This is a genomic window from Variovorax sp. YR216, assembly GCF_900107745.1.
Classification (GTDB): Bacteria; Pseudomonadota; Gammaproteobacteria; order Burkholderiales; family Burkholderiaceae_C; genus Variovorax.
In genome coordinates, this window is the sequence record NZ_FNRO01000026.1 from 40,665 (window position 1) to 62,520 (window position 21,856).

Consider the following 21,856-nt stretch of genomic DNA (forward strand, 5'->3'; position numbering starts at 1 on the left):
CGGCTTAAACAATCTGGCGCTCTCGTCCCGTCCAATAGGGTTTGCGCAAATCCTTCTTCAGAATCTTTCCAGTCGGGTTCCGGGGCAGCGCGGCAACGACATCGATGGACTTCGGGCACTTGAATGACGCCAGCCGCTCGCGGCAGTACGCAAGGACTTGATCGACGTCGATGGCGGTTCCAGGTGTCGCGACGACCACCGCCTTGGGCACCTCGCCCCATTTCTCGTCCGGCACGCCAATCACGGCGACGTCATCGATGGACGGATGCTCGGCGAGCACTCGTTCGATCTCGGCGGGATAGATGTTCTCGCCACCGCTGATGATCATGTCCTTGATGCGATCGGTGACGTAGAGGTAGCCGTCGGCGTCCATGTGGCCGCCGTCCCCGGAGCGCAGCCAGCCGTCCGCCGTGAACACGGCCGCAGTGGCTTCCGGCTTTCCCCAATAGCCACCCATGCGTTGTTCGCTTCGGACCCAGATTTCCCCGGGCGCGCCGGTCGGAACGGGCTCGCCGGTGCCGGGCTCGCAGATCTTGATTTCGACGCCGTGGATCGGCTTGCCCGCCGATACCAGCCGGTGGGCCACCGATGGATCGGCGTGGTCCGCCGCCCCGAGCACGCTGACCACGCCGCATTCCTCGGTCATTCCATAGACCTGCTGCATCACGCCGGGGAAAAGCGCGAGGGATGCACGCATCACCGGTAGCGGCATCGGCGAGGCCCCATAGGACAGCGTCTTCAAAGCCGAGTAGTCCCGGTCGGCCGCACCGGGCACCTTGTTGATCATGGCCATCAGCGCGGGCACCAGGAAGGTGTGAGTGATCTTCTCTGCTTCGAGCATCTCCAGCACCGCCGCCGGATCGGGCAGCCGCAGCATCGCGATCCGGGCCCCCTGGCTGATCGCTACCAGCGCGTAGCTGGTGCCGCCGACGTGATACAGCGGCATCGCCACCTGGACCCTTGCGTCGGGGCCCATGTCCTGGTCGACCGCGACATTGCGCGCATGCGCGAGCATTCCACGATGGGTGAGCATCGCCCCCTTCGGAAAGCCGGTCGTTCCAGAGGTGTACAGCTGCACGAAGCAGTCATCCGGGTGGGCAGGCCGGGCCTTGGCATCCGGCTCTTGTGCGGCAAGCCATGCTTCGTATTCGTCTTCCGGCCCGCCGATGCGGATCACTCGCTCGACCGTCGGCAGCTGATCGCGGATCTGTTCGATAGCGCCCGCGAACTCCGGTCCGACGAAAAGAAGACGAGCCTGCGCGTCGTTGATCACGTAGACCATCTCGGGTGGTGCAAGCCGGAAGTTGACCACGGCATTGGCGGTGCCGACTTGGGCGCAGGCCAGCGTCAGCTCCAGACACGATGGATGGTTGAAGTCGAGCACGGCGATCCGATCGCCAGGGCGCAGCCCTGCCGCCCGTTGGGCTGCTGCATTGCGTCGGACACGCGCGGCGAGTTCGGCCCACGTCCACTGCGACCCGCAGAAGGTGATTGCCACCTCATCGGATCGTTGTGCGTCCCAACTGGAAAGGACTGCGGTGAAGTCGGTCAGGGTAGACATAAACCTCCTCGTCATCCCGAGCCGCTTGTGAGCGGGATTGGGATCGCCATGGGCGTTCTTCAATCGAATGGATCCGGTGGGCGCCCATTGTCGGGGGCTCCAGATTGCTTTGGCAATCGGAAAGCAGCGAGCCGTCAGGTGCCGCTACAGGCAATGCGTTGGGTCAGGCCCAAGCGCGAGTTCAGGCGGTCGCGTCGCGTTCAGGAGCGACGCGAAGATGTTCGACGAACCACGCGCGGGCCAGACCAGCCACTGTTTCCAGCGCACCTGCCTCTTCGAAGAGATGGGTTGCACGTGGCACGACTTCCAGGCGCTTCACGCAGCGAATCTCGCGCAGTGCCGTCTGATTCATCGCAAGGACCTCGCGATCCTCGCTGCCCACGATCAGGAGCGTCGCCGCGCGGACCATGCCGAGGTGATCCATGGCGAGGTCCGGACGTCCTCCGCGGGAGACCACGGCTTGTACCGCCTCTGGCCGGAGGGCCGCGGCAACCAACGCCGCCGCAGCCCCGGTGCTCGCGCCGAACAGCCCAATGGGCTGCCGCGCCGCGGGAATCGCAGCCAGGGCGTCCAGCGCCAGCAGCACTCGCTGCGACAGGAGCGGAATGTCGAACACGTTGGTTCGGATTTCTGCCTCCTCGGGTGTGAGAAGGTCGAACAGTAGCGTGCCCAGTCCGCCGTTTTGAAGCGCGCGTGCCACATGAAGGTTGCGGCGGCTCCGTCTGCTGCTGCCGCTGCCATGCGCGAACACGACGACGCCGCGCAGCGGCTTCGGCAAGTAGAGCTCACCTTCGAGACGGTGAGGGCCGATGGTCATCGAGATCGGTTCTGTCATGGTGCGCCCACGTCAAAGTCCGAAGGGGTAGGTCTCCGGAACGCCTTCGATGGCTTCAGTCGGCAGCGGCGTCACGGCGCGGGTCTGGTCAAACCAGATGTATTCGTCGAACTGGCGTGACAGAACTGCCTGGAAATAGTGGCTCTGCAATTCCGTCGCGGGACGGTAGAGCACGCCGATTGCGCGTTCGAGCCGCGCCGTCGACAGACCCTCGAGCACCTCGACGGGGGTGGGGCTGCGCAGCGGCAGTATGAAATTCGGGACGTGGGTGTCGTGAAGCAGCTTTTCGTAGCTGCCCGGGAGCGAAGGCTGGACCGTCTTGATCTCCATCGGACCGTCCCATTCGGTCGCTGCGGCGACGGTGCCACCGTACGTGCCAAAACCGACGAGACAGGCGTCGCGGCCGAACTCGACGCGGCAGAGCTGACCCATGTTGTGCTCCCCGCGGTGCGACATTTCCGTGGCCCGGGCATCGCCAATGTGCGAGTTGTGCGCCCACACGATGGCCTTGCTGCCCGGCCCGTGATGGGCGAGCAGCAGTTTCAGCGTGTCGAACATGTGGCTGTCCCGCAAATTCCAGGACGCGCGCGATCCGTAGTACATGGTGCGGTAGTAGCGCTCGGCGTTGGCGACCAGGCGGGCGTTCTGGACCGCGTCGAGAAAGCGCTCGCCGTCCCGCTCGGCATAGTGCTGCTGTTTGTGAAGCAGCTCGCCAAGCATGGTCACCACTTCGTGTTCACAGCTGTGGTACTTCGCGTTGAGGGCCGCGTAGCCATAGCTCGCCGGATCGGACTGCCACGGCGTGAGGCAGCCATAGCGCCGGCGGGCAATGCCGGCAGTCGGCGGGTCCACATCCTCCAGGTAGCCCACCACCGCATGGATGGAGTTGTAGAGGCTGTAGAGATCCAGGCCATGGAAGGCCACCTTGTCGCGCTCTTCAAGGCCGGCGTTGTGTCCGCGCAGCCATTCGACGAACGCGCGAACCTCATGATTGCGCCACATCCAGGTCGGAAAGCGTGCGAAGGCGGTCCATTTCGACGGGCGATGGCGGCCATGGCGCACGTAGCGGTCGATCCGCGCCGTGTCCGGCCAGTCCCCCTCGATAGCAACGAAGCGAAACTTCTTGCGTTCGATGAGCGCGCGCGAGATGCGCTCGCGCATCCGGTAGAACTCGGAGGTGCCGTGCGTTGCCTCGCCGAGCAGTACGACGCGTGCATCGCCGATGCGGGCCAGCAGTGGTTCGAGATCTGCGTCGTCGATGCTTGCGAGGCGCTCGCAAGCGCGAGCGATGCCCTGCGACAACGTCGCGTCTGGCGTCTGGCGCGTATCGCGGCGCGAACGGACGCGGATACCGTCGACATCGAGCGGCGAGACCCGGATGTCGGCGATGTCCTCGACTGCGAATTCTTCGGGGCCGATACGCGTCAGGCGGACCAACTCCCGCACAGCCGGGTCCTTGCCCACCGACACCACCATGCGCCCGCCCACCGCGAGCTGCGGCTTCAGTGCAGCGACGATGTCGGCGCCATCAGGATGCACCAGGATCGCATCGTAGGGGCCGTGCTCCGGAAGGCCCCGGTTGGCATCGCCATGCACGACGTGGACGTGGGGACAATGGAGACGCCGCAAGAGACCCGCGGCCTTTGCTGCGGTGGCACCATCCGGCTCGACGCTGTAGACCTTGGACGCCAGCCGCGCCAACACCGCTGTTGCGTAGCCCGTGCCCGAGCCGATCTCGAGCACCCGGGCCTGTCCATCGATCGCGAGCGCCTCGGCCATGATCGAGAGGAGGTACGGCTGGGGAAGGGACGAATGCGCGTCGATTTTCAGCGCCGCGTCCTCGTAGGCAAATTCGCGCAGGGACTCCGGCAGGAAGTCCTCGCGAGGCACGGTGCGCATCGCGTCCAGGACCGCGGCGGCGCGCACGCCACGCCCCGCGATCTGTTCATCGACCATGGCGTTGCGAAGGTGCTCGAAGTTGGTTGAAGGCATGGCATCACCCTCTGTCTGCTAGGTGCCGGGCGAAGGTTCCGGATTGAGCGCACCCGCGATTGCGTCGTCGACCGTTTCAAGGGCAACGAAGCGCAGGGACGCGCGTACGGTCCCGGGCACGTCCGAGAGGTCTCTGAGATTGCGGGCGGGCAGCAGCACGGCCGAAAGTCCCGCGCGCTGCGCCGCAAGCACTTTTTCCTTGATTCCCCCGACGGGCAGCACCAGGCCACGAAGACTGATCTCGCCGGTCATGGCGACGTCGTGCCGCACCGTTCTGTCCGAGAACAGCGATGCCAGCGCGATGAACATGGCCACGCCCGCGCTGGGGCCATCCTTGGGTACCGCGCCGGCCGGGATGTGGAGGTGCACGTCGCTCACGTCAAACACCTCCGGCCGAATCCCCAACGATTGCGCGCGGGTCTTGACCAGGGTGAACGCAGCCTGCGCGCTTTCCTTCATGACATCGCCCAGTTGCCCGGTCAGGTGTAGCTTGCCATCGCCCTGCATGCGCGCGGCTTCGATGAAGAGGATGTCGCCGCCCACCGGTGTCCATGCGAGGCCCGTGGCAACGCCGGTGATGCTGCGGCGAAGCGCAGCCTCGTGCTCGAAGCGTGCAGGGCCGAGCACGGCGTCCAGGTCGGCTGCATCGACTTCGACCGACGGCGTCGTGCCTTCCGCCACCCGCATCGCCGCGTGTCGCATCACGCGGCCGATCTCGCGCTCCAGTTGACGCACGCCCGCCTCGCGCGTGCGGTTCGCAATCATGTCGGCGATGGCCGCTTCGGTCAGGGCGCACTGATCTTCCTTCAGCCCGTTGGCCTCGCGTTGCCGGGGCACAAGGTAGCGTCGCGCGATGTTGAGCTTTTCCTCCTGCGAATAGCCAGGCAGTTCGATCACCTCCATCCGGTCTTGCACCGGCGCGGGAACGTTGTCGATCACGTTCGCGGTGGCAATGAAGACCACCCGGCTCAGGTCGAACGGGATGCCGAGGTAGTTGTCGCGGAAGGTGCCGTTCTGCTCAGGGTCCAGCACCTCGAGCAGCGCGGCCGAGGGGTCGCCATGCGCGCTCGCACTGAGCTTGTCGACTTCGTCGAGCATCATCACCGCGTCGCGCGATCCCGCTCGGCGAAGGCCCTGAAGGATGTTGCCCGGCAGGGCGCCGATATAGGTGCGTCGGTGCCCGCGAATCTCCGCCTCGTCGTGCACGCCACCAAGCGACACCCGAACGAAGGGCCGCTGGATGGCCCTCGCGATGCTCTGGCCCAGCGATGTCTTGCCGACCCCGGGCGGTCCCACGAAGCAGAGAATGGGAGCTCGCCCCTCGGGGTTGAGTTTGCGCACGGCGAGGAACTCCAGGACCCGCTTCTTGACAAACTCGAGTCCGAAGTGATCGGCCTCCAGCGTTGCACGCGCTGCGGCAAGATCGATTGGCGGCATGCCCAGGCTCTTCCATGGCAGTTCCACCATCCACTCCAGGTAGGTGCGCAGCATGGCGTACTCGCTGCTCGCGTCCGACATGGAGCGGAGTCGCTGGAGTTCCTTGCGCGCATGTGACTCGGCATCGGCCGGCATGCCGGCCTTGGCGATGGCTTCGTCGATGCGCCGGAGTTCTTCCGCGTTCGCATCGTCCTCGCCGAGTTCGTGGCGGATGGTCTCCATCTGCTGGCGCAGCAGGAATTTGCGCTGCGTGTCGTTGATCTGTTCCTTGGTGCGTTCTCCGATTTCGCGGGACAGGCGCACCACTTCCAGACGATGCGAGAGCAGCTTGAGCAGCTTCTCGACCCGCGGCACCGTCGCGACCATTTCCAGCAGTTCCTGCTTCTCGTTCACCTCGACATCGATCACGCCGGCCACGATGTCCGAGAGTGCCGAAGGGCCGCGCGTGGTTTGCAGCGCCTGCACGAGTTCCGAAGGCACGCTGGGGAGCAACGAAAGCAGTTCGATGGCGCGCTCGCGCAATTGAAGTTCCAGCGCTTCGGCCTGGGGAGAAGTGTCCGCGTCCTGTTCGATCTCGGCGATCTTTGCCGCCAGGAAAGGGTAGCCGCCGCAGGCCTCGACCAGGCGGAATCGATGCATGCCCTGACATACGGCATGGTGCTGCCCCTGCTCGGGTTCGACGTGGTGGACGATCGTGGCGAGGGTCCCGATGGCGTGCAGCGAATCGAAGGCAGGCGTTTCCTCCTCCGCGTCCTTCTGCAGCACGATGCCCACGGGAATCTGGTTCTCGAGCGCGTATCGGAGTGCGGCAATCGAAGGATCACGCCCGACGCTGATCGCGGTCAGCGCGTGCGGAAACAGCACGAAGTTCCGCATCGGGATCAACGCCACCACACTGGGTGGCAGTCCGGGCTCGGTGGTCATGGCCATTCCTCACGTCTGATCTGTCCATGTTAGGAACCAGACCCTCCGGCGGATTGATGCACGTCAAGAGGAATGCCATCACTTCACCATGGCTCGCCAAAGGGATCTCCGGCAAGGCCTGCAGCGCGTCGACCGTCGGCTTGCGCTGATTCAGGCTGCCGAGGGCGATCTCCGCGCCGCCCTTGCCCTCAGACCTGAGCCATCCCTCCGTCGACAAACAACTCGATGCCGTTGACGAAGCTGGCTGCGTCGGAGGCGAGGAAGGCCACTGCCTTCCCGATCTCCTCGGGTTCGCCCAGGCGACCAAGAGGCACTTGGGAGGCCAGCGCGTCGAAGAGCCCTTGGCGTGCCTCGTCAGGGACCAGGCCGCCGAGTCCGGGCGTGCGGATCGGGCCGGGGCTGACCGCGTTGACCCGGATGCCGCGGTCCTTGAGGTCCAGCGCCCACGAGCGGGCGAAATTGCGGACCGCGGCCTTGCTGGCGCTGTAGACACTGAAGTTGGCCGTGCCCTGGATCGAGGTGGTCGACGAAGTCAGGATGACCGAACCCCCGTTGCTGAGTAGTGGAAGCGCCTTCTGCACGGTGAACAGCACGCCGCGTACGTTGGTGCCGAAGATGCGGTCGAAATGCTCTTCGGTGATCGCGCCCAGCGGCATCATGTCCCCGCCCCCGGCGTTGGCAAAGAGGATGTCCAGCTTGCCGGCGTTCATGGCGATCCGGGCGTAGACCGTATCGAGGTCGGACAGTACCGAGGCATCGGCACGGATTCCCGTCGCGGCAGGGCCCAGCGAGCGACCGCTGCATCGAGTTCGGCCTGCCGGCGCCCCGTGATGAAGACGCGCGCCCCCTGCTCAACCAGTTCCCGGGCGGCTGCCAGGCCGATGCCGCTGCTGCCACCGGTGACCAGTGCGATTTTTCCATTCAGTTGCTTGCTCATGACGTATTCCATTTCGTGAAGAAGGGGTGGATGGCCTGCGTCCACGGAGTTCATCGCTTGCTTGCTTGCTTGCTGCGCGGCGCAGTGAACGCATGGGGTGAATGTAGGCACCGGCCATCAGGAGAAAAATGGAAAATAATGGAATGACTATCCATACCCATGGATAATTGACGGGTCAATCGAGGGAGGAGCGGAACAGATGGATCAACTGCAGGCCATACGCGCCTTCGCCCGCGTCGTCGAAGCAGGCAGCTTTACCCGGGCAGCGGATTCGCTGGACATGCCCAATGCAACCGTGAGCAAGCTCGTGCAGGAGCTGGAAGCCCATCTGGGCGCGCGGCTGCTGCAGCGGACCACGCGCAAGGTCACCGTCACGCGCGAAGGTCAGGACTACTACGCCAAGGCGACGCGAATCCTTCAGGACCTGGACGACATCGACAGCTCGTTCAACGTAGCCCGCGGCAAGCCACGAGGACACCTGCGCATCGACGTGGGGGGATCGACCGCCCGCGACGTGCTGATTCCACTGCTGCCGGAGTTCGTGGCACGCTACCCTGACATCCGGATCGACCTCGGGGTGTCCGACCGCGCAGTGGATCTGATCAGCGGCAACGTGGATTGCGTCATCCGTGGCGGTCCGCTCGACAGTTCATCCCTCGTGGCGCGCGCCATTGGCGAGGCCGCGATGGTCACCTGTGCCACACCCGGCTACCTGAAGCAGTATGGTGTCCCGGCCTATCCCGACGAGTTGAAGAATGGACACCGGCTGATCAGCTACGTCTCGGCCCTGACCGGCAGGGCCATTCCGTTTCGCTTCCAACACCGGGGCGAGAAATCGGAGATCAAGGTCGAGCACAGATTCGGCGTCAACGAGAGCAACGCGCACCTGGCCGCCGGCATGGCGGGGCTGGGGATCATCCAGACCTTCTCCTATGCAGCCGGACCGGCCCTGCGCGATGGGGCGCTCGTCGAGATCCTGCAGAAGTGGCGGCCGTCACCTTATCCTTTTCATGTCGTCTATCCCCATAACCGGCATGTGACGCATCGCTTGCGGGTGTTCATCGACTGGCTGGTCGAGCGGTTTCCAGCCAGGGTTGCCGGTACTCCGATCGCTTAGCCGGGCATGCTGACCCGGCCGCCGCCAAGGACACGGTACAGAGTCACACCGCTTTGAAGCGTGTTCAGGCGCGTGGTGAGCAGCGTCTGCTGGGCGCTGTAGAGCGTACGCTGCGCTACCAGCGCTGCCAGATAGGTGTCTACGCCACGGGTGTATCTGGCTTCGGCCAAGGTGTAGCTTTCCTGCGAGGCGCGCACCAGGTCCTGTTGAGCCGACAGCTGCTCGCCGATCGTGCCGCGGGTGGCCAGCGCGTCGGCCACCTCCTTGAAGGCGGTCTGGATCGTCAGCTCGTAGGCCGCGACATAGACGTTCTTCTGGGACTTGGCGTAGTCGAGTCCGGCACGGTTGGCCCCGCCGTCGAAGATCGGCAGCGAGATGGACGGGGCGAAGGCCCACACGCTCGTGCCGCCGCTGAACAGCGTCGCCAGCGCGGCGCTGGCGATGCCGCCGGAGCCGGTGAGCGACACCGAGGGAAAGAAGGCCGCGCGGGCAGCCCCGATGTTGGCATTGGCCGCCTTGAGCTGGTGCTCGGCCTCCTGCACGTCGGGCCTGCTGAGCAACACCGATGAAGACAGGCCCGCAGGCACGTCGGCCAGCCAACCCGCAGACTGGCCTTCTGCGGGCAGCCCGTCGGGCAGCAAATCGTCCGCCACCGGCCCGCCGGCCAACAGTTCCAGTGCATTGCGGTCCTGGGCGACGGCGGCGGTGTAGCTGGCCACGTCGGCGCGTGCCTGCTGGTAGATCGTCTCGGCGTCGCTCAGGTCGGAGCGCGCTGCAACGCCCAGTTCCAGCCGCTTGCGCGTGACGCCCATCGACTGCTCGGCGCTCCGCAGTGTCTCGCGGGCCGTGGCGAGACGGCTCCGGTCGGCAGCCAGGAGGATCCAGGCATTGGTGGTGTCGCCGATCAGCGTGATGCGGGTCGCCCGGGCGGCCTCCGCGCTCGACAGGTAGCTTTCGAGTGCGGCGTCGGAAAGGCTTCGCACCTTGCCGAACAGATCCAGCTCGTACGAGCTGACGGACGCGCTGGCTGTGTAGCTCTGGCCGATGGCCGAGCTGTTGTTGTTGCGGGTGGAATCACTGGTGAGGCTTCGGGAGCGGTTGCCGCTGACGCCCGCGGAGACCGTCGGGAACAGGGCGGCACGCTGCTCGCCATACTGCGCGCGCGCCGACTCCACGCTGGCCAGCGCCTTGCGCAAGTCGCGGCTGCCGTCCAGGGCCTGTTCGATCACCTTCTGCAGGCGCGGCTCCAGGATGAACTGGCGCCAGGGAATGTCGGCGGCAGTCTTCGCTGCATCGGTCGCGCGGTTGGCGCTGTCGCCCGCATAGGCTTCGCCGGAGGGCCACTGTGCGGGCACCGGGGAGGCCGGCTGCTGGTAATCGGGCGCCAGGGAAGCGCAACCGCTCAGCACGAGTGCGGATGCCAGCGCGGCGGCGAGAGATGTCAAAGTCTTGCGCATCGTTCAGGCTCCTTCGGTCGACGCATTGGCGTTCGCGGGCGAGGCATCGTTGCGCGCCGCGTGCCCGGCGAACAGTCGCCGCACGAGCACGAAGAAAAGCGGCACGAAGAAGATGGCCAGCAGGGTCGCCGTGACCGTGCCGCCCACGATGCCGGTGCCGATGGACACCCGGCTGTTGGCGCCGGCGCCCGTCGAGACGGCCAGCGGCATCACGCCCGCCACGAAGGCCAGCGAGGTCATCAGGATGGGGCGCAGGCGCAGGCGCGCGCCTTCGAGGGCGGCGGCCACCAGACCCTGGCCGCGCAGGTACGCGGCTTCCGCGAACTCCACGATCAGGATGGCGTTCTTGGCCGACAGGCCGATCGTGGTGAGCAGGGCCACCTGGAAGTAGACATCGTTCTCCAGGCCGCGCACCGAGGCAGCCATCACCGCGCCGATGATGCCCAGCGGAATGACCAGCAGCACGGAGATGGGAACGGACCAGCTCTCGTACAAGGCTGCCAGGCACAGGAACACGACCAGGATGGAGATCGCATAGAGCTTGGCGTTCTGTCCGCTGGACAGCCGCTCCTGGTACGACAGGCCGGTCCAGGCGTGGCTGCTGCCTTGCGGCAAGGCGCCGGCGAGCTGCTCCACCTTGTCCATCGCGGTGCCTGAACTCACCCCGTTGGCCGCCGAACCCATGATCTCGTAGGAGGCCAGTCCGTTGTAGCGCGACAGGCTCTCGGGGCCGTAGGTCCATCGCGAAGTGGCGAAGGCGGAGAAGGGCGTCATGCTGCCCGTGCTGCCGCGCACGCGCCAGTCGCCCAGGTCTTCGGGGCTCGAGCGGAAGGACGCATCGCCTTGCATGTAGACCTTCTTGACGCGGGCGCGGTCCACGAAGTCGTCCACGTAGATCCCGCCCCACGCGGCGCTGAGCGTGTTGTTGATGTCGCTGGTCGCCAGGCCGAGCGCGGAGGCCTTGGCCGTGTCGACGTCGATGGCCAGCTGCGGCGTGTCCTCGAGGCCGTTGGGGCGCACTGCCGCGAGCTGTGTGCTCTGCGCTGCCTTGCCGAGCAGTTGGTTGCGCATCTCCTTGAGCTGCGCGCGCGACGTGCCCGCATTGGCCAGCAGCTGGAAGTCGAATCCGTTCGACTGCCCCAGGCCCGAGACCGCGGGTGGATTGAGCGTGAAGATCTGCGCATCGCGGTCGGACGACAGGGCGCGCGTGGCGCGTCCGGCGATGGCATCGGCCGTGTTGGCGCGGCCCGGGCGCTGGTCCCAGTCCTTGAGCTCCACGAAAGCCATGCCGGCGTTCTGGCCGTTGCCGCTGAAGTTGAAGCCGCCCACGGTGAAGATCACCGACGTGTTGTCCTTTTCCTCGTCGAGAAAGTGCTTTTCGATCTCCTGGCTGGTCTTGAGCGTGCGGTTCATCGTGGCGCCCACGGGCAGCGTGTACTGCACCATCACCTGGCCCTGGTCCTCGCTGGGCAGGAAGCCGGTGGGCAGGCGCATGAACATCACGGCCAGCGCTGCCACGATCAGTGCATAGACCCCCATCCAGCGCAGCGGCGCCTTGAGGATGCGGGCGACGCGGCCCTCGTAGCGGCCGAGCAGCCGGTCCAGCGCGCGGTTGAAGCGGCCGGCAAGGCCGCCGCGCGGCCCGTCGTGGTCATGCTGCCTGAGCAGCGTGGCGCACAGCGCCGGCGTCAGGATGAGCGCGACCAGCACCGACAGTGCCATCGACGAAACGATGGTGATGGAGAACTGGCGGTAGATCACGCCGGTCGAGCCGCTGAAGAAGGCCATCGGGAGGAACACGGCCGACAGCACCGTGGCGATGCCCACCAGCGCGCCCGTGATCTCGCCCATGGACTTGATGGTCGCCTCCCTCGGGGACAGCTTTTCCTCGGCCATGACGCGCTCGACGTTTTCCACTACCACGATCGCGTCGTCCACCAGCAGGCCGATGGACAGCACCATGCCCAGCATGGTGAGCGTGTTGATCGAGTACCCGAAGACCGAGAGCACGCCGAACGTGCCCAGCAGCACCACGGGCACGGCAATGGCCGGGATGAGCGTCGCGCGCCAGTTCTGCAGGAACACGAACATCACCACCACCACCAGCGCGATCGCCTCTATCAGCGTCTTGACGACTTCTTCGATGGAGATCTTGATGAACTTGGTGCTGTCCTTGGGGTAGGCCACCGCGTAGCCATCGGGCAGGGTGGGGCGCAACTCGTCGATCTTGGCGTAGATGCGCTCGGCGGTGGCCAGCGCGTTGCCGCCCGGCGCCTGTTGGATCGCAATGCCCGATGCAGGATGGCCGTTCAGGCGCGTGACGCTGTCATAGGATTCGCTGCCCAGTTCCACCCGCGCCACGTCCGACAGCCGCACGGCGGCGCCGGCGCTGTCGTGCTTGACGATGACGTCGCGGAACTGCTGGGGCGTCTGCAGCATCGATTGCGCGGTCACCGTCGCGTTGAGCTGCTGGGTGGCGGAGGAGGGCAGCGCGCCGATCTTGCCGGCCGTCACCTGTGTGTTCTGCGCCTCGATGGCCGACTGCACGTCGGAGGGCATCAGGCTGTAGGAAGCGAGCTTCTGCGGATCCAGCCAGATCCGCATGGCGTACTGCGAGCCGAACACCTGAACGTTGCCCACGCCCTCCAGGCGCGCCAGCGGTTCCTGGATGTTGCTGACCATGTAGTCCGCGATGTCGCTCGCGCTGGCCTTGTCGGTCTTGTCGTAGAGCGCCACGATCATCAGGAAGTCGGTCTGCGACTTGGTGACGGTGACACCCTGTGCCTGCACCGACGACGGCATGCGGGTGAGGGCCTGCTGCACCTTGTTCTGCACCTGCACCTGGGCGGTGTCGGGGTTGGTGCCCTGCTTGAAGGTGACGTTGATCGTCGCCGTGCCGGCCGAACTGCTGGTGGATGAAAAGTACAGCATGCCGTCGAGGCCGGTGAGCTGCTGCTCGATGACCTGCGTCACGCTGTTCTCGACCGTCTGCGCGTTGGCGCCGGTGTAGGTGGCCGAGATGCGGACCGTGGGCGGCGCGACGTCGGGATACTGGGCGATCGGCAGCGTCGTGATGGACAGCGCGCCCGCCAGCATGATGACGATGGCGATGACCCACGCGAAGATGGGCCGGTTGACGAAGAAGCGGGCCACCATGTCAGCGCTCCTGCGTCGTGGCGGCACCCTTGGCCACCGTCGTGTCGGATGGGTTGGCGGGCGGTGCGGTCACCTCGACCGTCTTGACCCGTGCGCCGCTCCTGACCTTGCTGGTGCCTTCGACGATCAGCCGGTCACCATCTGCCAGGCCCTGGGTGACGAGCCATTTGTCGCCAACGGCGCGCTCGGCCGTGACCTGGCGCACCTCGACCTGCCCCTGGGCATCCACCACCATGGCGGTGGCATTGCCCTTGGGGTCGCGTGTGATGCCCTGCTGCGGCGCGAGGATCGCCTTCGGATCCACCGCCTGGTCGAGCACGGCGCGGACGTACATGCCCGGCAGCAGCGTGCCCTCGGGGTTGGGAAACTGCGCCCGCAGGGTGACCGAGCCGGTCGCCTCATCCACGGCCACCTCGGAAAACTGCAGCGTGCCCGCATGGACGTAGTCCGTGCCGTCCTCCAGCTTGAGCTTGGCCGTCGTGCTGCCGGCCTGCACGGCGCTGCCTGCCAGCGCGCGGCGCAGTCGCAGCAGCGACGCGCTGGATTGGGTTAGGTCGACGTACATCGGATCCAGCGCGCGGATGGTGGCCAATGCCGTGGTCTGGCCGGCCGTCACCAGCGCGCCGGCGGTGACGCTGGAGGTGCCAATACGTCCGGAAATGGGCGCCCGGACCTTCGTGTAGTCCAGGTTGATCCGGGCGCTTTCGTAGGCGGCGCGGGTCTGCTCGACGTTGGCCAGCGCCTGCTCGTAGGCGACACGCGCATCCTCCGCGTCCTGTTTCGAGACGCCCTGGATGGTCAGCAGTTCCTTGTAGCGCTCGCTCTTCAGGCGGGCCGCCTCGACAGCTGCTTTGGCGCTGGTCCAGGCAGCCCGGGCCTGATCGGCCGTGGCCTGGTAGCTGGCCGGGTCGATCTCGTACAGGACATCGCCGGACTGGACCCGCGCGCCTTCGGTGAACTTGCGCGACTTGATGATGCCGCCCACCTGGGGCCTGACATCCGCCGACAGCGCGGCGGTAGTGCGGCCCGCGAGTTCCTGCTGGAGGGGAACGGCCTGCGCGTGCAGCGTGACGATGCCCACCTCGGTGGTGGAAGCACCGGGTGGCGCCGGCGACTTTCCGCAGGCGGCCAGCACCATGGCGGACGCGAGGAGCGCGATAACGGGGCGGTTCATGGAATCCTCCGTGCGAACTAGAATGAGACAGTGAACGTTCATTCTCAATTGGTATAGGGTTTACCCCATGTCTGAAAGGTAAAGTTCTCGTGAACGCCCGATCGACCCCTAGCCGTCGCCCATCCCGAGAGGAGCGGGACGCCATCCGTCGCGCCCAGATCGTCGAGGCCGCGCGCGAATGCGCCCTGCGCCAGGGCTTTCATGCCACGCCCATGTCCGAAGTGGCCCGGGTTGCCGGGATGAGCGTCGGCCAGATCTATCGCTACTTTCCCAGCAAGGACGCCATCGTCCTGGCGATCGTCAACGACATCGTGGAGCGGCGCATCGCCCGCATGGCGAGCCATCCCGACAGCCCCGCGACACCCGAGCGCCTGTCCTCGCGCGCGGTGGAGTGGGATGCGAGGCATCGGGAAGACGCGATCCTGATGTTCGAGATCAGCGCCGAGGCCACGCGCAACCCCGAGATCGCTCAGATGGTGCGACAGGCGGACCAGCGTAGCCAGCTGGAAGCCCGGCGAAAGATGATGCGGCGCTTTCCCGACCTCACGGAAGCGCAGGCCGCCGCTCGGTGCGAGGCCATCGCGGTGCTCATCGAGGGCACCGTGGCACGTCGAATGACGCAGCTGCAGGCGCCTCGGGAGGAAATGCTGGCGCTCTACGAGAAGGTCATTGCAGCGATCAACGGGGCATAGGCGAACCAGACGGTGCGATGGTGCGCGAGGGCAGCTTCTCGATCGGCAACTGTCGGAATCACGGTGCGGAACTGACCCGTTCGATGGCCGTCACCACGAACTTCCCGTCCTTCCTGTCGGCCGCAAATCGCACCTTGTCACCTTCGTTCAGTCCATCCAGAAGCTTCGGGTCTGCCACGGTGAACACCATCGTCATGGCAGGCATGTCCAGGTTTTCCAGCGGTCCATGCCGGAGCGTGAGCTTTCCCGCCTCGCGGTTGACTTTGCGCACTTCGCCTTCGGACCACCGTGCCTGCTCACTGGCAGCGGACTGCGTGTGGTGAGCGGCGTGGTCGACGGGCTCGCTCGACTGCGCGTGAGCCAGGGACGCACCCGCGAGGGCGAGCGCGAACAGGGTTTGATTCAGCTTCATGCGTGTGGCCAGTCCTCTGCGTTTCATTTCACCTCCACCTTGCCAACCATGCCCGCCTCGAAGTGCCCAGGCTGCAGGCACGCGAACTCGAACTCGCCGGCCTTCGTGAACTGCCAGACGATTTCACCCGACTTCCCAGGCTTCACGTGCGCCATGTTCGGGTCCGCGTGTTCCATCTCGGGGAACTTCTTCATCAGCTCGGCATGCTCCCTCAGTGCCTCCTTCGTGCCGAGCACCATCTCGTGCAGGATCCGGCCGTCGTTGCGGACCAAGAGCTTCACGGTCTCGCCCCGCTTGACCGAGATGGACGCCGGGCTGAACCGCATGTTGTCGCTCATGCCGACATGGATGATGCGGGAGACCTTTTTCGGATTGCCCTCCTGGCCGAAGGCAGTGGCTTCCACCTTCGATGGGTCGAACACATGCGCCTTGGCATGTTCCTCGTCGCCGTGAGCCATTGCGCTTGCCGACAGGACGCCAAGCGCGGTTGCCGACAAGACAGATCTGATGATGTTGGTTTTCATGGTTTGTCGCGATCAATGGGAAATCAATGGCCCTCATGCCCGTTCGGGCGGCGGACCTGGAGGTTGCTTGCGGCCGGGGTGTCGACCTTGGAGCGCATCGGGCTGGGGACTTCGCCCCGCCACTCGTGGGCGACGGTGCCGGGCGGGTGCCTGTACTTGCCTGGGTCCTTGTAGTCCCCGGGCCGAACGTTGTCCCGGACCTTGACGACGCTGAACATGCCGCCCATGGCGACGGGACCGAACGGCCCCGAGCCCGTCATCATCGGCAAGGTGTTGTCCGGAAGCGGCATCTCCATGTCGGCCATGTCGTGCATGCCCTTGTCACCCATGACCATGTAGTCCGGAACGAGTTTCGTGATGCGCTCGGCCAGGCCCTTCTGGTCGACGCCCACCATCGTCGGCACGTCATGCCCCATGGCGTTCATGGTGTGGTGCGACTTGTGGCAATGGATGGCCCAGTCGCCGGCAATCGCGTCGAACTCGAAGGCCCGAAGCTGCCCGACGCCGATGTCCGTCGTCACCTCCGGCCAGCGCGCCGCCTTGGGAACCCAGCCACCATCCGTGCCCGTCACCTCGAAGTGAGGACCGTGCATGTGAATGGGATGGTTCGTCATCGTCAGGTTGCCGACGCGGATGCGAACCCGGTCGCCGGTGCGAGCCACCAGCGGGTCGATGCCCGGGAACACCCGGTTGTTCCAGGTCCACATGTTGAATTCCGTCATCGTGCTCACCTTGGGCGTCATGGCCCCGGGCTCCACGTCGTAGGAAGCCAGCATGAACATGAAGTCGCGGTCGACCTTCATGGAGTCCGGGTCCTTCGGATGCACGACCAGGCAGCCGTACATGCCCAGGGCGAGCTGCAGTTGCTCGTCCAGATGCGTGTGATAGAAGTGCGACCCCGACCGCAGGAGGGTGAACTCGTAGACGAAGGTCTTGCCGACGGGAATCGGCGGCTGCGTCAGGCCGGACACGCCGTCCATCCCGGAGGGCACGAGCACGCCATGCCAGTGAATGGCTGTGGGTTCGGGCAGCTTGTTGGTCACGAAGATGCGCACGCGGTCCCCTTCGACCGCCTCGATGGTCGGGCCGGGACTCGAGCCGTTGAAGCCCCACATGTTGACCTTCATGCCGGGCGCGAACTCGCGGACCACCGGCTCGCAGACCAGATGGAACTCCTTGACGCCGTTGCGCATGCGCCAGGGAAGCGACCACCCGTTGAGCGTCACGACAGGATTGAACGGCCGCCCGCTGGGCGGCGGCGGAGGCGGCAGCGTAGACGCGGCCGATTGGACGGCTGCTTCCGGCAGGGCCGCGGCACTGACGCGGCTGACTGCCGTGGCACCCAGCGCAACGGCACCTGCGGCCCTGAAGAAATGGCGACGATTGGACATGGTCTGGGTCCTCCTCAGTGGCCCGCGGAAAGCGAGCTGCTTTCACTGGCCGACGGTCGGGAAAGGGGCGAAGCGCCCGGCGAGCCGCCGGTGAGCGCGGTCTGCAGGTTGGTGTCGGCGACCCAGAAGTCGCGCAGCGCCTGCACGTATCCCGTGACGCCCGCGACCTGTTCCCGGGCGTCTGCCAGGAGCTCGAACACGCCGATCAGCATGCCGTTGTACCGAAGCAGGTTCTCTTCGGAGATGCGCTTGCGAAGCGGAACCACCTCGTCGCGGTAGTGCCTGGCCAACTCGTAGGCCGTCATGTAGGCCGAGTACGACTCGCGCACTTCCGACCGCGCGTTCACGGCCACTTCGGCGGTGCGATGAACCGCCTGCATGTAGGTCGCTTCCGCGCGGGCTGCACGTGTGGAACCGAAATCGAAGAGCGGCAACTCGAGCTCGATTTCGTAGCCGTTCGACCGGGGGCGGCCGGTCTCGCTCTTGTTCTGATAGCCGACCTCGAGCACGTTCACGAATCGCGTCGCCTTGGTCAGGCCGAGCGACCTGGCCGTTGCTTCGGTATTGCGCCTTGCCATGAGTACGTCCAGACGCTTTTCCAGGGCGATGCGCTCTGCATCGCCGGGTTCGGTGGGCTGTTTGGGAAGATCTGGCAAACGCTCGGGGAGACGGAAGCCCACCTGCTCGCCGGATAGCCCGAGAAGCCGGGTCAGCCGCTCCCTGTCCGCCGTCGCCTGATGCTGTGCGCGTGCGAGCTGCGCGGTTGCGTCGGCATGGAACGCCTGCTCGCGCATCTGCGTGAGCTTGCTGAAATTGCCGGCCTGCAGCATGCGCTTCGCGAGCTCGTTCGATACGTCGGCGGTTTCCTTGACCTGCTTGTAGTACTTGACCAGTTCCTGCGCCGAGACCGCATCGAAGTACGCGCGGCGCACGTCGGCGGACAGACCCACGGCGTCCGATGCCGCCTGGTATTGAGCCTGCTCGAACCGCCGCTGGCCGAGCTCCGAGGCGACCGGCATCGTGAGAAGTCCGAGCACGTTGAACAGCACGGCCCGGTCGATTTCGACGTCGCCCCCGCCCGAGAGGCGGCCGAAACTGAATACCGGATTGGGAAGCCGGCCGGCGCGGACGAAGTCAGCCTCGCTGATACCCATCTCGCCGAACTTCGCTTGCAGCCCCCGGTTGTTCAGCAGTGCGATTTCGACAGCAGCATCGGCCGTGAGCGGTTGCCTGAGGCGTTCTGCGACCCGGTCCTGGGCGGCGCGGCGGTCGCTGTCCGTGCGCTGCATGGCGACGGCTTGACCGGTCCGTTCCTTCGTGAGATCGGAGACCTTGTCGAAGCCGCCGTCCTCTGAAAACGAAGCGCAGCCTGCCAGGAGCGCGGATGTGGCTGTGGCCAGCCAGAAGGTTTTGTTCTTCACTTCCGAAGCAATCTGAATCGCCGACACTCGTCGGCCGATGCCCATGCGTGTGCACGAGCGCCATCAGGCCTCACGGGGAGGCCTCAATGGGTCAGATGCTTCGGGGTGGACGCTCCTGGCCGTCCGAAAGGAATTCAGCGGCCGGCACAGGGTGGGAAGGGAATCGTGCTGCCGCCGGCGGGGCCTGAGGCAGCGTGAAGGTTGCGGCAATCGGCGCAGTTGCGGAGCAGCAGGAAGCGCAGGCGCTGCATTTGTCGCTGACATCGTGCGCGTGGCTGGAGGCGTGGTCGTGCTCCGCGTGGGAGTGAAACGCGCTCTGGCTGCCGGAGTCGGCATGGTCGTGAAGGCCGGCAGAGACAACTGGCGCGTGAAGTTGTCCCGATTCGGCCGCGCAGAGCATGGCCGCAGCCATTGCACCCCGCATCGGGAGCGCGAATGCCAGCAGGACCAGGAGCCAGACGCGAAGGGACTTCACAGCGAACAAATTCAAAAAAAGCCGAACTCTTCAGCCCGGTGAGCGGATCCTAGACCTTGCCCCCATGGGAAGGTCAACGCTTCTCGCCAAACAGAGAAAAGGGGGTTGATTCTCCCGCGATGTCGTGGTCGAGGAGATCAGCGCCACGGTGGCTGACCCGCATCGCGCCCGTCAGGGCATCTGAACGCGGATTTCGCGACTACGACCTCGTCACCTCCGAGCGCGACATGCCCGGCGCTCATCTGCGCTGATGGCGCTGACCGCCGCCCGCGCGTTGGTCCGCGCGAGGCGGATCAGCCGAGGCGCAGCGAGCGCAAGCCGACGGTGCGGTCGACCCACACCACAACCGCGAGCGTGAGCAGGATGCTGACCGTGGACACCGCGGCCGCCGTCGGGTCGAAGTCCCAGCGCAGATAGTCGAAGAGCTGCAGCGGCAACGTGGTCATTCCGATGCCCTTGAGCAGCAGCGACATGTTGAACAGGTCGAAGGAGATCACGAAGGCGAACAGCGCGCCGGTGATGATGCCCGGCTTGATCAGCGGCAGCGTCACGCGCACGAAGGCGCGCCAGGGCGAGGCGCCGAGGCTGCGCGCGGCCTGCTCCGTGCCAGCGCATTGACTGTTTGAAAATCAAGGAGTTATGCGATCTGCGTCAATGAAGATGGACCAAATGGTCCAAAGTGGAGCGCATGGTTCAAGTGCGCGACGCCGGGTTTGGTGCGCTGGCGCTCCGGATGCGCGCGATTGGCCCGCGCCCGGCAGGAATGCGCCGGGATCGCTAGCATCGGATGTCTTCCGCGAGCCCTTGCGGCTTCTTCCGGCGCGCGGCCTCAAGTCCTGCGCCTTGCACCGATGTCTGCCATCTCCAGCACTCCCAGAACCACCAACCGGCCGATGGTCATCCTTGCCGTCATGGCCTCGATGGCCATGGTTGCGATCGAGGCGACGATCGTCGCCACCGTGATGCCGCAGATCGCCTCGCAGCTCGGCGGCCTGAGCCTCTATAGCTGGGTCTTCGCCTCGTTCCTGCTGGCGCAGACAGCGATGACGGTCGTCTTCGGCAAGCTGTCGGACATCTACGGCCGCAGGCCCGTGATTCTCGTCGGCATCGCAATTTTTCTGATCGGTTCCCTTGCGGCCGGGTTCGCCTGGTCGATGCCGGCAATGATCGCGTTCCGGCTGATCCAGGGCATCGGTGCCGGCGCGATCCAGCCGGTCTCGTTAACCATCGTCGGTGATCTCTATCCAGTGCAGGAGCGCGGCAAAGTGCAGGGCTACCTGGCGAGCGTGTGGGCAGTCTCGGCGGTGCTCGGGCCGATGCTCGGAGCGCTGATCGTCACCCGGCTATCGTGGAGCTGGATCTTCTGGATGAACGTGCCGATCGGGCTGGCCGCCGCCGGCGGCTTCTGGCTTTACTTGCGCGAAGCGCCAGTGACGCGACGAGCCTCCATAGACCTGCCCGGCGCCCTGCTGTTCACTGCCGGCATCGCCTCGCTGATGATCTGCCTGACGGAAAGCGGCCTCGGCCACACCACGGAAGCCTGGAGCTGGGCTGGCGTCTTCGTCATCGTCGCGGTGCTGTTCATTTTTCAGGAGCGCCGCGTAGCCGACCCGATGGTGTCGTTCGAGCTCTGGAGCCGACGCATCATCGCCACCGTCAACGGCTCGGCGCTGCTGACCGGCATGGCGCTGATCGGCGTCACCAGCTTCCTGCCGATGTACGTGCAGGTGGTGCTGGGGCAGTCGCCAGTGGTCGCCGGCCTGGCGCTCACGATGGTGATGCTCGGTTGGCCGATCGGTGCCACCATCGCGTCGCGCAGTTTCATGCGCGTAGGCCTCAGGCGGCTCATGCTGATCGGATCGATGCTGGTGCCGGCCGGCGCCGCGGTTTTCGCGCTCCTGCATTCGGACGGCTCGCCAACGTCCGCCGGCATCGGCTCTTTCCTCATGGGCCTCGGAATGGGCTTGCTGAGCCTGTGCTCGCTGATCCTGATTCAGGAGTCGGTCGCCATGGCGCAGCGCGGTAGCGCCACCGCCTCCAACATCTTCTCCCGAAACCTCGGCAGCGCGCTCGGTGCCACCTTTTTCGGCGCCGTCTTCAACTTCGGACTGGTCCGCCACAACGGCGGCATCTCGGTGCCAGAGGAACAGTTGCGTGACCTGCTGCAGGGCACCGCTGTTTCCGGCATCGGCGAAGCGGGCTTGCGTCTGGCTGTTGGCTCGTCGCTGCACCTGACCTTCGTGGTCATGCTGGCGATGAGCGGGGTGATCCTGGCGCTGGCGCTGCTACTGCCGCGCCAGGGCATGAGCGTGAGGGCCGTCGAGGCGCGTTGAAGCAACGCGGGTTGCGCA

14 protein-coding genes and 2 pseudogenes are annotated in these 21,856 nt (G+C 65.7%); 3 read left to right on the forward strand and 13 right to left on the reverse strand.

The window, feature by feature from the left end; all coding sequences use genetic code 11:
- Positions 1 to 4: 4 nt before the first annotated feature.
- From BLW05_RS32980 to BLW05_RS33000, 5 genes and pseudogenes are all read right to left on the reverse strand, one after another.
- The gene (locus BLW05_RS32980; RefSeq protein WP_218135266.1) at positions 5 to 1,624 is read right to left on the reverse strand and encodes a long-chain-fatty-acid--CoA ligase; all 1,620 of its coding nucleotides are present in this window, start codon (positions 1,622 to 1,624) and stop codon (positions 5 to 7) included.
- A gap of 118 nt (positions 1,625 to 1,742) precedes the next feature.
- On the reverse strand, positions 1,743 to 2,396 hold the full coding sequence (locus tag BLW05_RS32985) for a dienelactone hydrolase family protein (protein ID WP_218135267.1): 654 nt from the start codon (positions 2,394 to 2,396) through the stop codon (positions 1,743 to 1,745).
- Positions 2,397 to 2,408: 12 nt separating this feature from the next.
- Positions 2,409 to 4,388: an erythromycin esterase family protein gene (locus BLW05_RS32990; protein ID WP_093168752.1), complete on the reverse strand. Its 1,980-nt coding sequence runs from the start codon at positions 4,386 to 4,388 to the stop codon at positions 2,409 to 2,411.
- An 18-nt stretch (positions 4,389 to 4,406) separates the two neighbouring features.
- Entirely contained in the window at positions 4,407 to 6,749 is a 2,343-nt protein-coding gene (gene lon / locus BLW05_RS32995) for an endopeptidase La (RefSeq protein WP_218135268.1), read from the reverse strand.
- Positions 6,750 to 6,937: 188 nt separating this feature from the next.
- Positions 6,938 to 7,686, reverse strand: a pseudogene (locus tag BLW05_RS33000) (SDR family NAD(P)-dependent oxidoreductase).
- Between the two features lie 199 nt (positions 7,687 to 7,885).
- Between BLW05_RS33000 and BLW05_RS33005 the strand changes: the two are divergent.
- Positions 7,886 to 8,803 carry a LysR family transcriptional regulator gene (locus tag BLW05_RS33005; protein ID WP_093168755.1) on the forward strand — a complete coding sequence of 306 codons (918 nt, stop codon included), beginning with the start codon at positions 7,886 to 7,888 and terminating at the stop codon, positions 8,801 to 8,803.
- Here BLW05_RS33005 and BLW05_RS33010 read toward each other — a convergent pair.
- The 3 genes from BLW05_RS33010 to BLW05_RS33020 are packed head-to-tail and all read right to left on the reverse strand — an operon-like array spanning position 8,800 to position 14,590.
- Positions 8,800 to 10,260, reverse strand: coding sequence for an efflux transporter outer membrane subunit (locus BLW05_RS33010; RefSeq protein ID WP_093168757.1), 1,461 nt, complete (start codon positions 10,258 to 10,260; stop codon positions 8,800 to 8,802). The genes BLW05_RS33005 and BLW05_RS33010 overlap by 4 nt on opposite strands.
- A gap of 3 nt (positions 10,261 to 10,263) precedes the next feature.
- Complete coding sequence (locus BLW05_RS33015) at positions 10,264 to 13,413, reverse strand: efflux RND transporter permease subunit (RefSeq protein ID WP_218135269.1); 3,150 nt, start codon at positions 13,411 to 13,413, stop codon at positions 10,264 to 10,266.
- 4 nt (positions 13,414 to 13,417) lie between these two features.
- On the reverse strand, positions 13,418 to 14,590 hold the full coding sequence (locus BLW05_RS33020) for an efflux RND transporter periplasmic adaptor subunit (RefSeq protein WP_093168761.1): 1,173 nt from the start codon (positions 14,588 to 14,590) through the stop codon (positions 13,418 to 13,420).
- Positions 14,591 to 14,679: 89 nt separating this feature from the next.
- On the opposite strand from BLW05_RS33020, the gene BLW05_RS33025 reads away from it, so the two are divergent.
- Complete coding sequence (locus tag BLW05_RS33025) at positions 14,680 to 15,282, forward strand: TetR/AcrR family transcriptional regulator (RefSeq protein ID WP_177142915.1); 603 nt, start codon at positions 14,680 to 14,682, stop codon at positions 15,280 to 15,282.
- 58 nt (positions 15,283 to 15,340) lie between these two features.
- Here BLW05_RS33025 and BLW05_RS33030 read toward each other — a convergent pair whose 3' ends face one another.
- The 5 genes and pseudogenes from BLW05_RS33030 to BLW05_RS33050 form a co-directional block, all read right to left on the reverse strand.
- Positions 15,341 to 15,694 carry a copper-binding protein gene (locus BLW05_RS33030; protein WP_093168765.1) on the reverse strand — a complete coding sequence of 118 codons (354 nt, stop codon included), beginning with the start codon at positions 15,692 to 15,694 and terminating at the stop codon, positions 15,341 to 15,343.
- Positions 15,695 to 15,717: 23 nt separating this feature from the next.
- Entirely contained in the window at positions 15,718 to 16,218 is a 501-nt protein-coding gene (locus BLW05_RS33035) for a cupredoxin domain-containing protein (RefSeq protein ID WP_093168767.1), read from the reverse strand.
- 23 nt (positions 16,219 to 16,241) lie between these two features.
- On the reverse strand, positions 16,242 to 17,609 hold the full coding sequence (locus tag BLW05_RS33040) for a multicopper oxidase family protein (protein ID WP_093168769.1): 1,368 nt from the start codon (positions 17,607 to 17,609) through the stop codon (positions 16,242 to 16,244).
- 14 nt (positions 17,610 to 17,623) lie between these two features.
- Entirely contained in the window at positions 17,624 to 19,030 is a 1,407-nt protein-coding gene (locus tag BLW05_RS33045) for a TolC family protein (protein WP_256330619.1), read from the reverse strand.
- 768 nt (positions 19,031 to 19,798) lie between these two features.
- Positions 19,799 to 20,095, reverse strand: a pseudogene (locus BLW05_RS33050) (ABC transporter permease); the annotation flags it as partial.
- Between the two features lie 270 nt (positions 20,096 to 20,365).
- Between BLW05_RS33050 and BLW05_RS33055 the strand changes: the two are divergent.
- The gene (locus BLW05_RS33055) at positions 20,366 to 21,838 is read left to right on the forward strand and encodes an MDR family MFS transporter (RefSeq protein ID WP_177142919.1); all 1,473 of its coding nucleotides are present in this window, start codon (positions 20,366 to 20,368) and stop codon (positions 21,836 to 21,838) included.
- Positions 21,839 to 21,856 lie beyond the last annotated feature (18 nt).

Coding starts and splice junctions, on each gene's coding strand:
- BLW05_RS32990 (WP_093168752.1), bottom strand. CDS start 4,388: ATGCCTTCAACCAACTTCGAGCACCTTCGCAACGCCATGGTCGATGAA.
- BLW05_RS33020 (WP_093168761.1), bottom strand. CDS start 14,590: ATGAACCGCCCCGTTATCGCGCTCCTCGCGTCCGCCATGGTGCTGGCC.
- BLW05_RS33035 (WP_093168767.1), bottom strand. CDS start 16,218: ATGAAAACCAACATCATCAGATCTGTCTTGTCGGCAACCGCGCTTGGC.
- BLW05_RS33030 (WP_093168765.1), bottom strand. CDS start 15,694: ATGAAGCTGAATCAAACCCTGTTCGCGCTCGCCCTCGCGGGTGCGTCC.
- BLW05_RS33010 (WP_093168757.1), bottom strand. CDS start 10,260: ATGCGCAAGACTTTGACATCTCTCGCCGCCGCGCTGGCATCCGCACTC.
- BLW05_RS33040 (WP_093168769.1), bottom strand. CDS start 17,609: ATGTCCAATCGTCGCCATTTCTTCAGGGCCGCAGGTGCCGTTGCGCTG.
- BLW05_RS32985 (WP_218135267.1), bottom strand. CDS start 2,396: ATGACAGAACCGATCTCGATGACCATCGGCCCTCACCGTCTCGAAGGT.
- BLW05_RS33005 (WP_093168755.1), top strand. CDS start 7,886: ATGGATCAACTGCAGGCCATACGCGCCTTCGCCCGCGTCGTCGAAGCA.
- lon (WP_218135268.1), bottom strand. CDS start 6,749: ATGACCACCGAGCCCGGACTGCCACCCAGTGTGGTGGCGTTGATCCCG.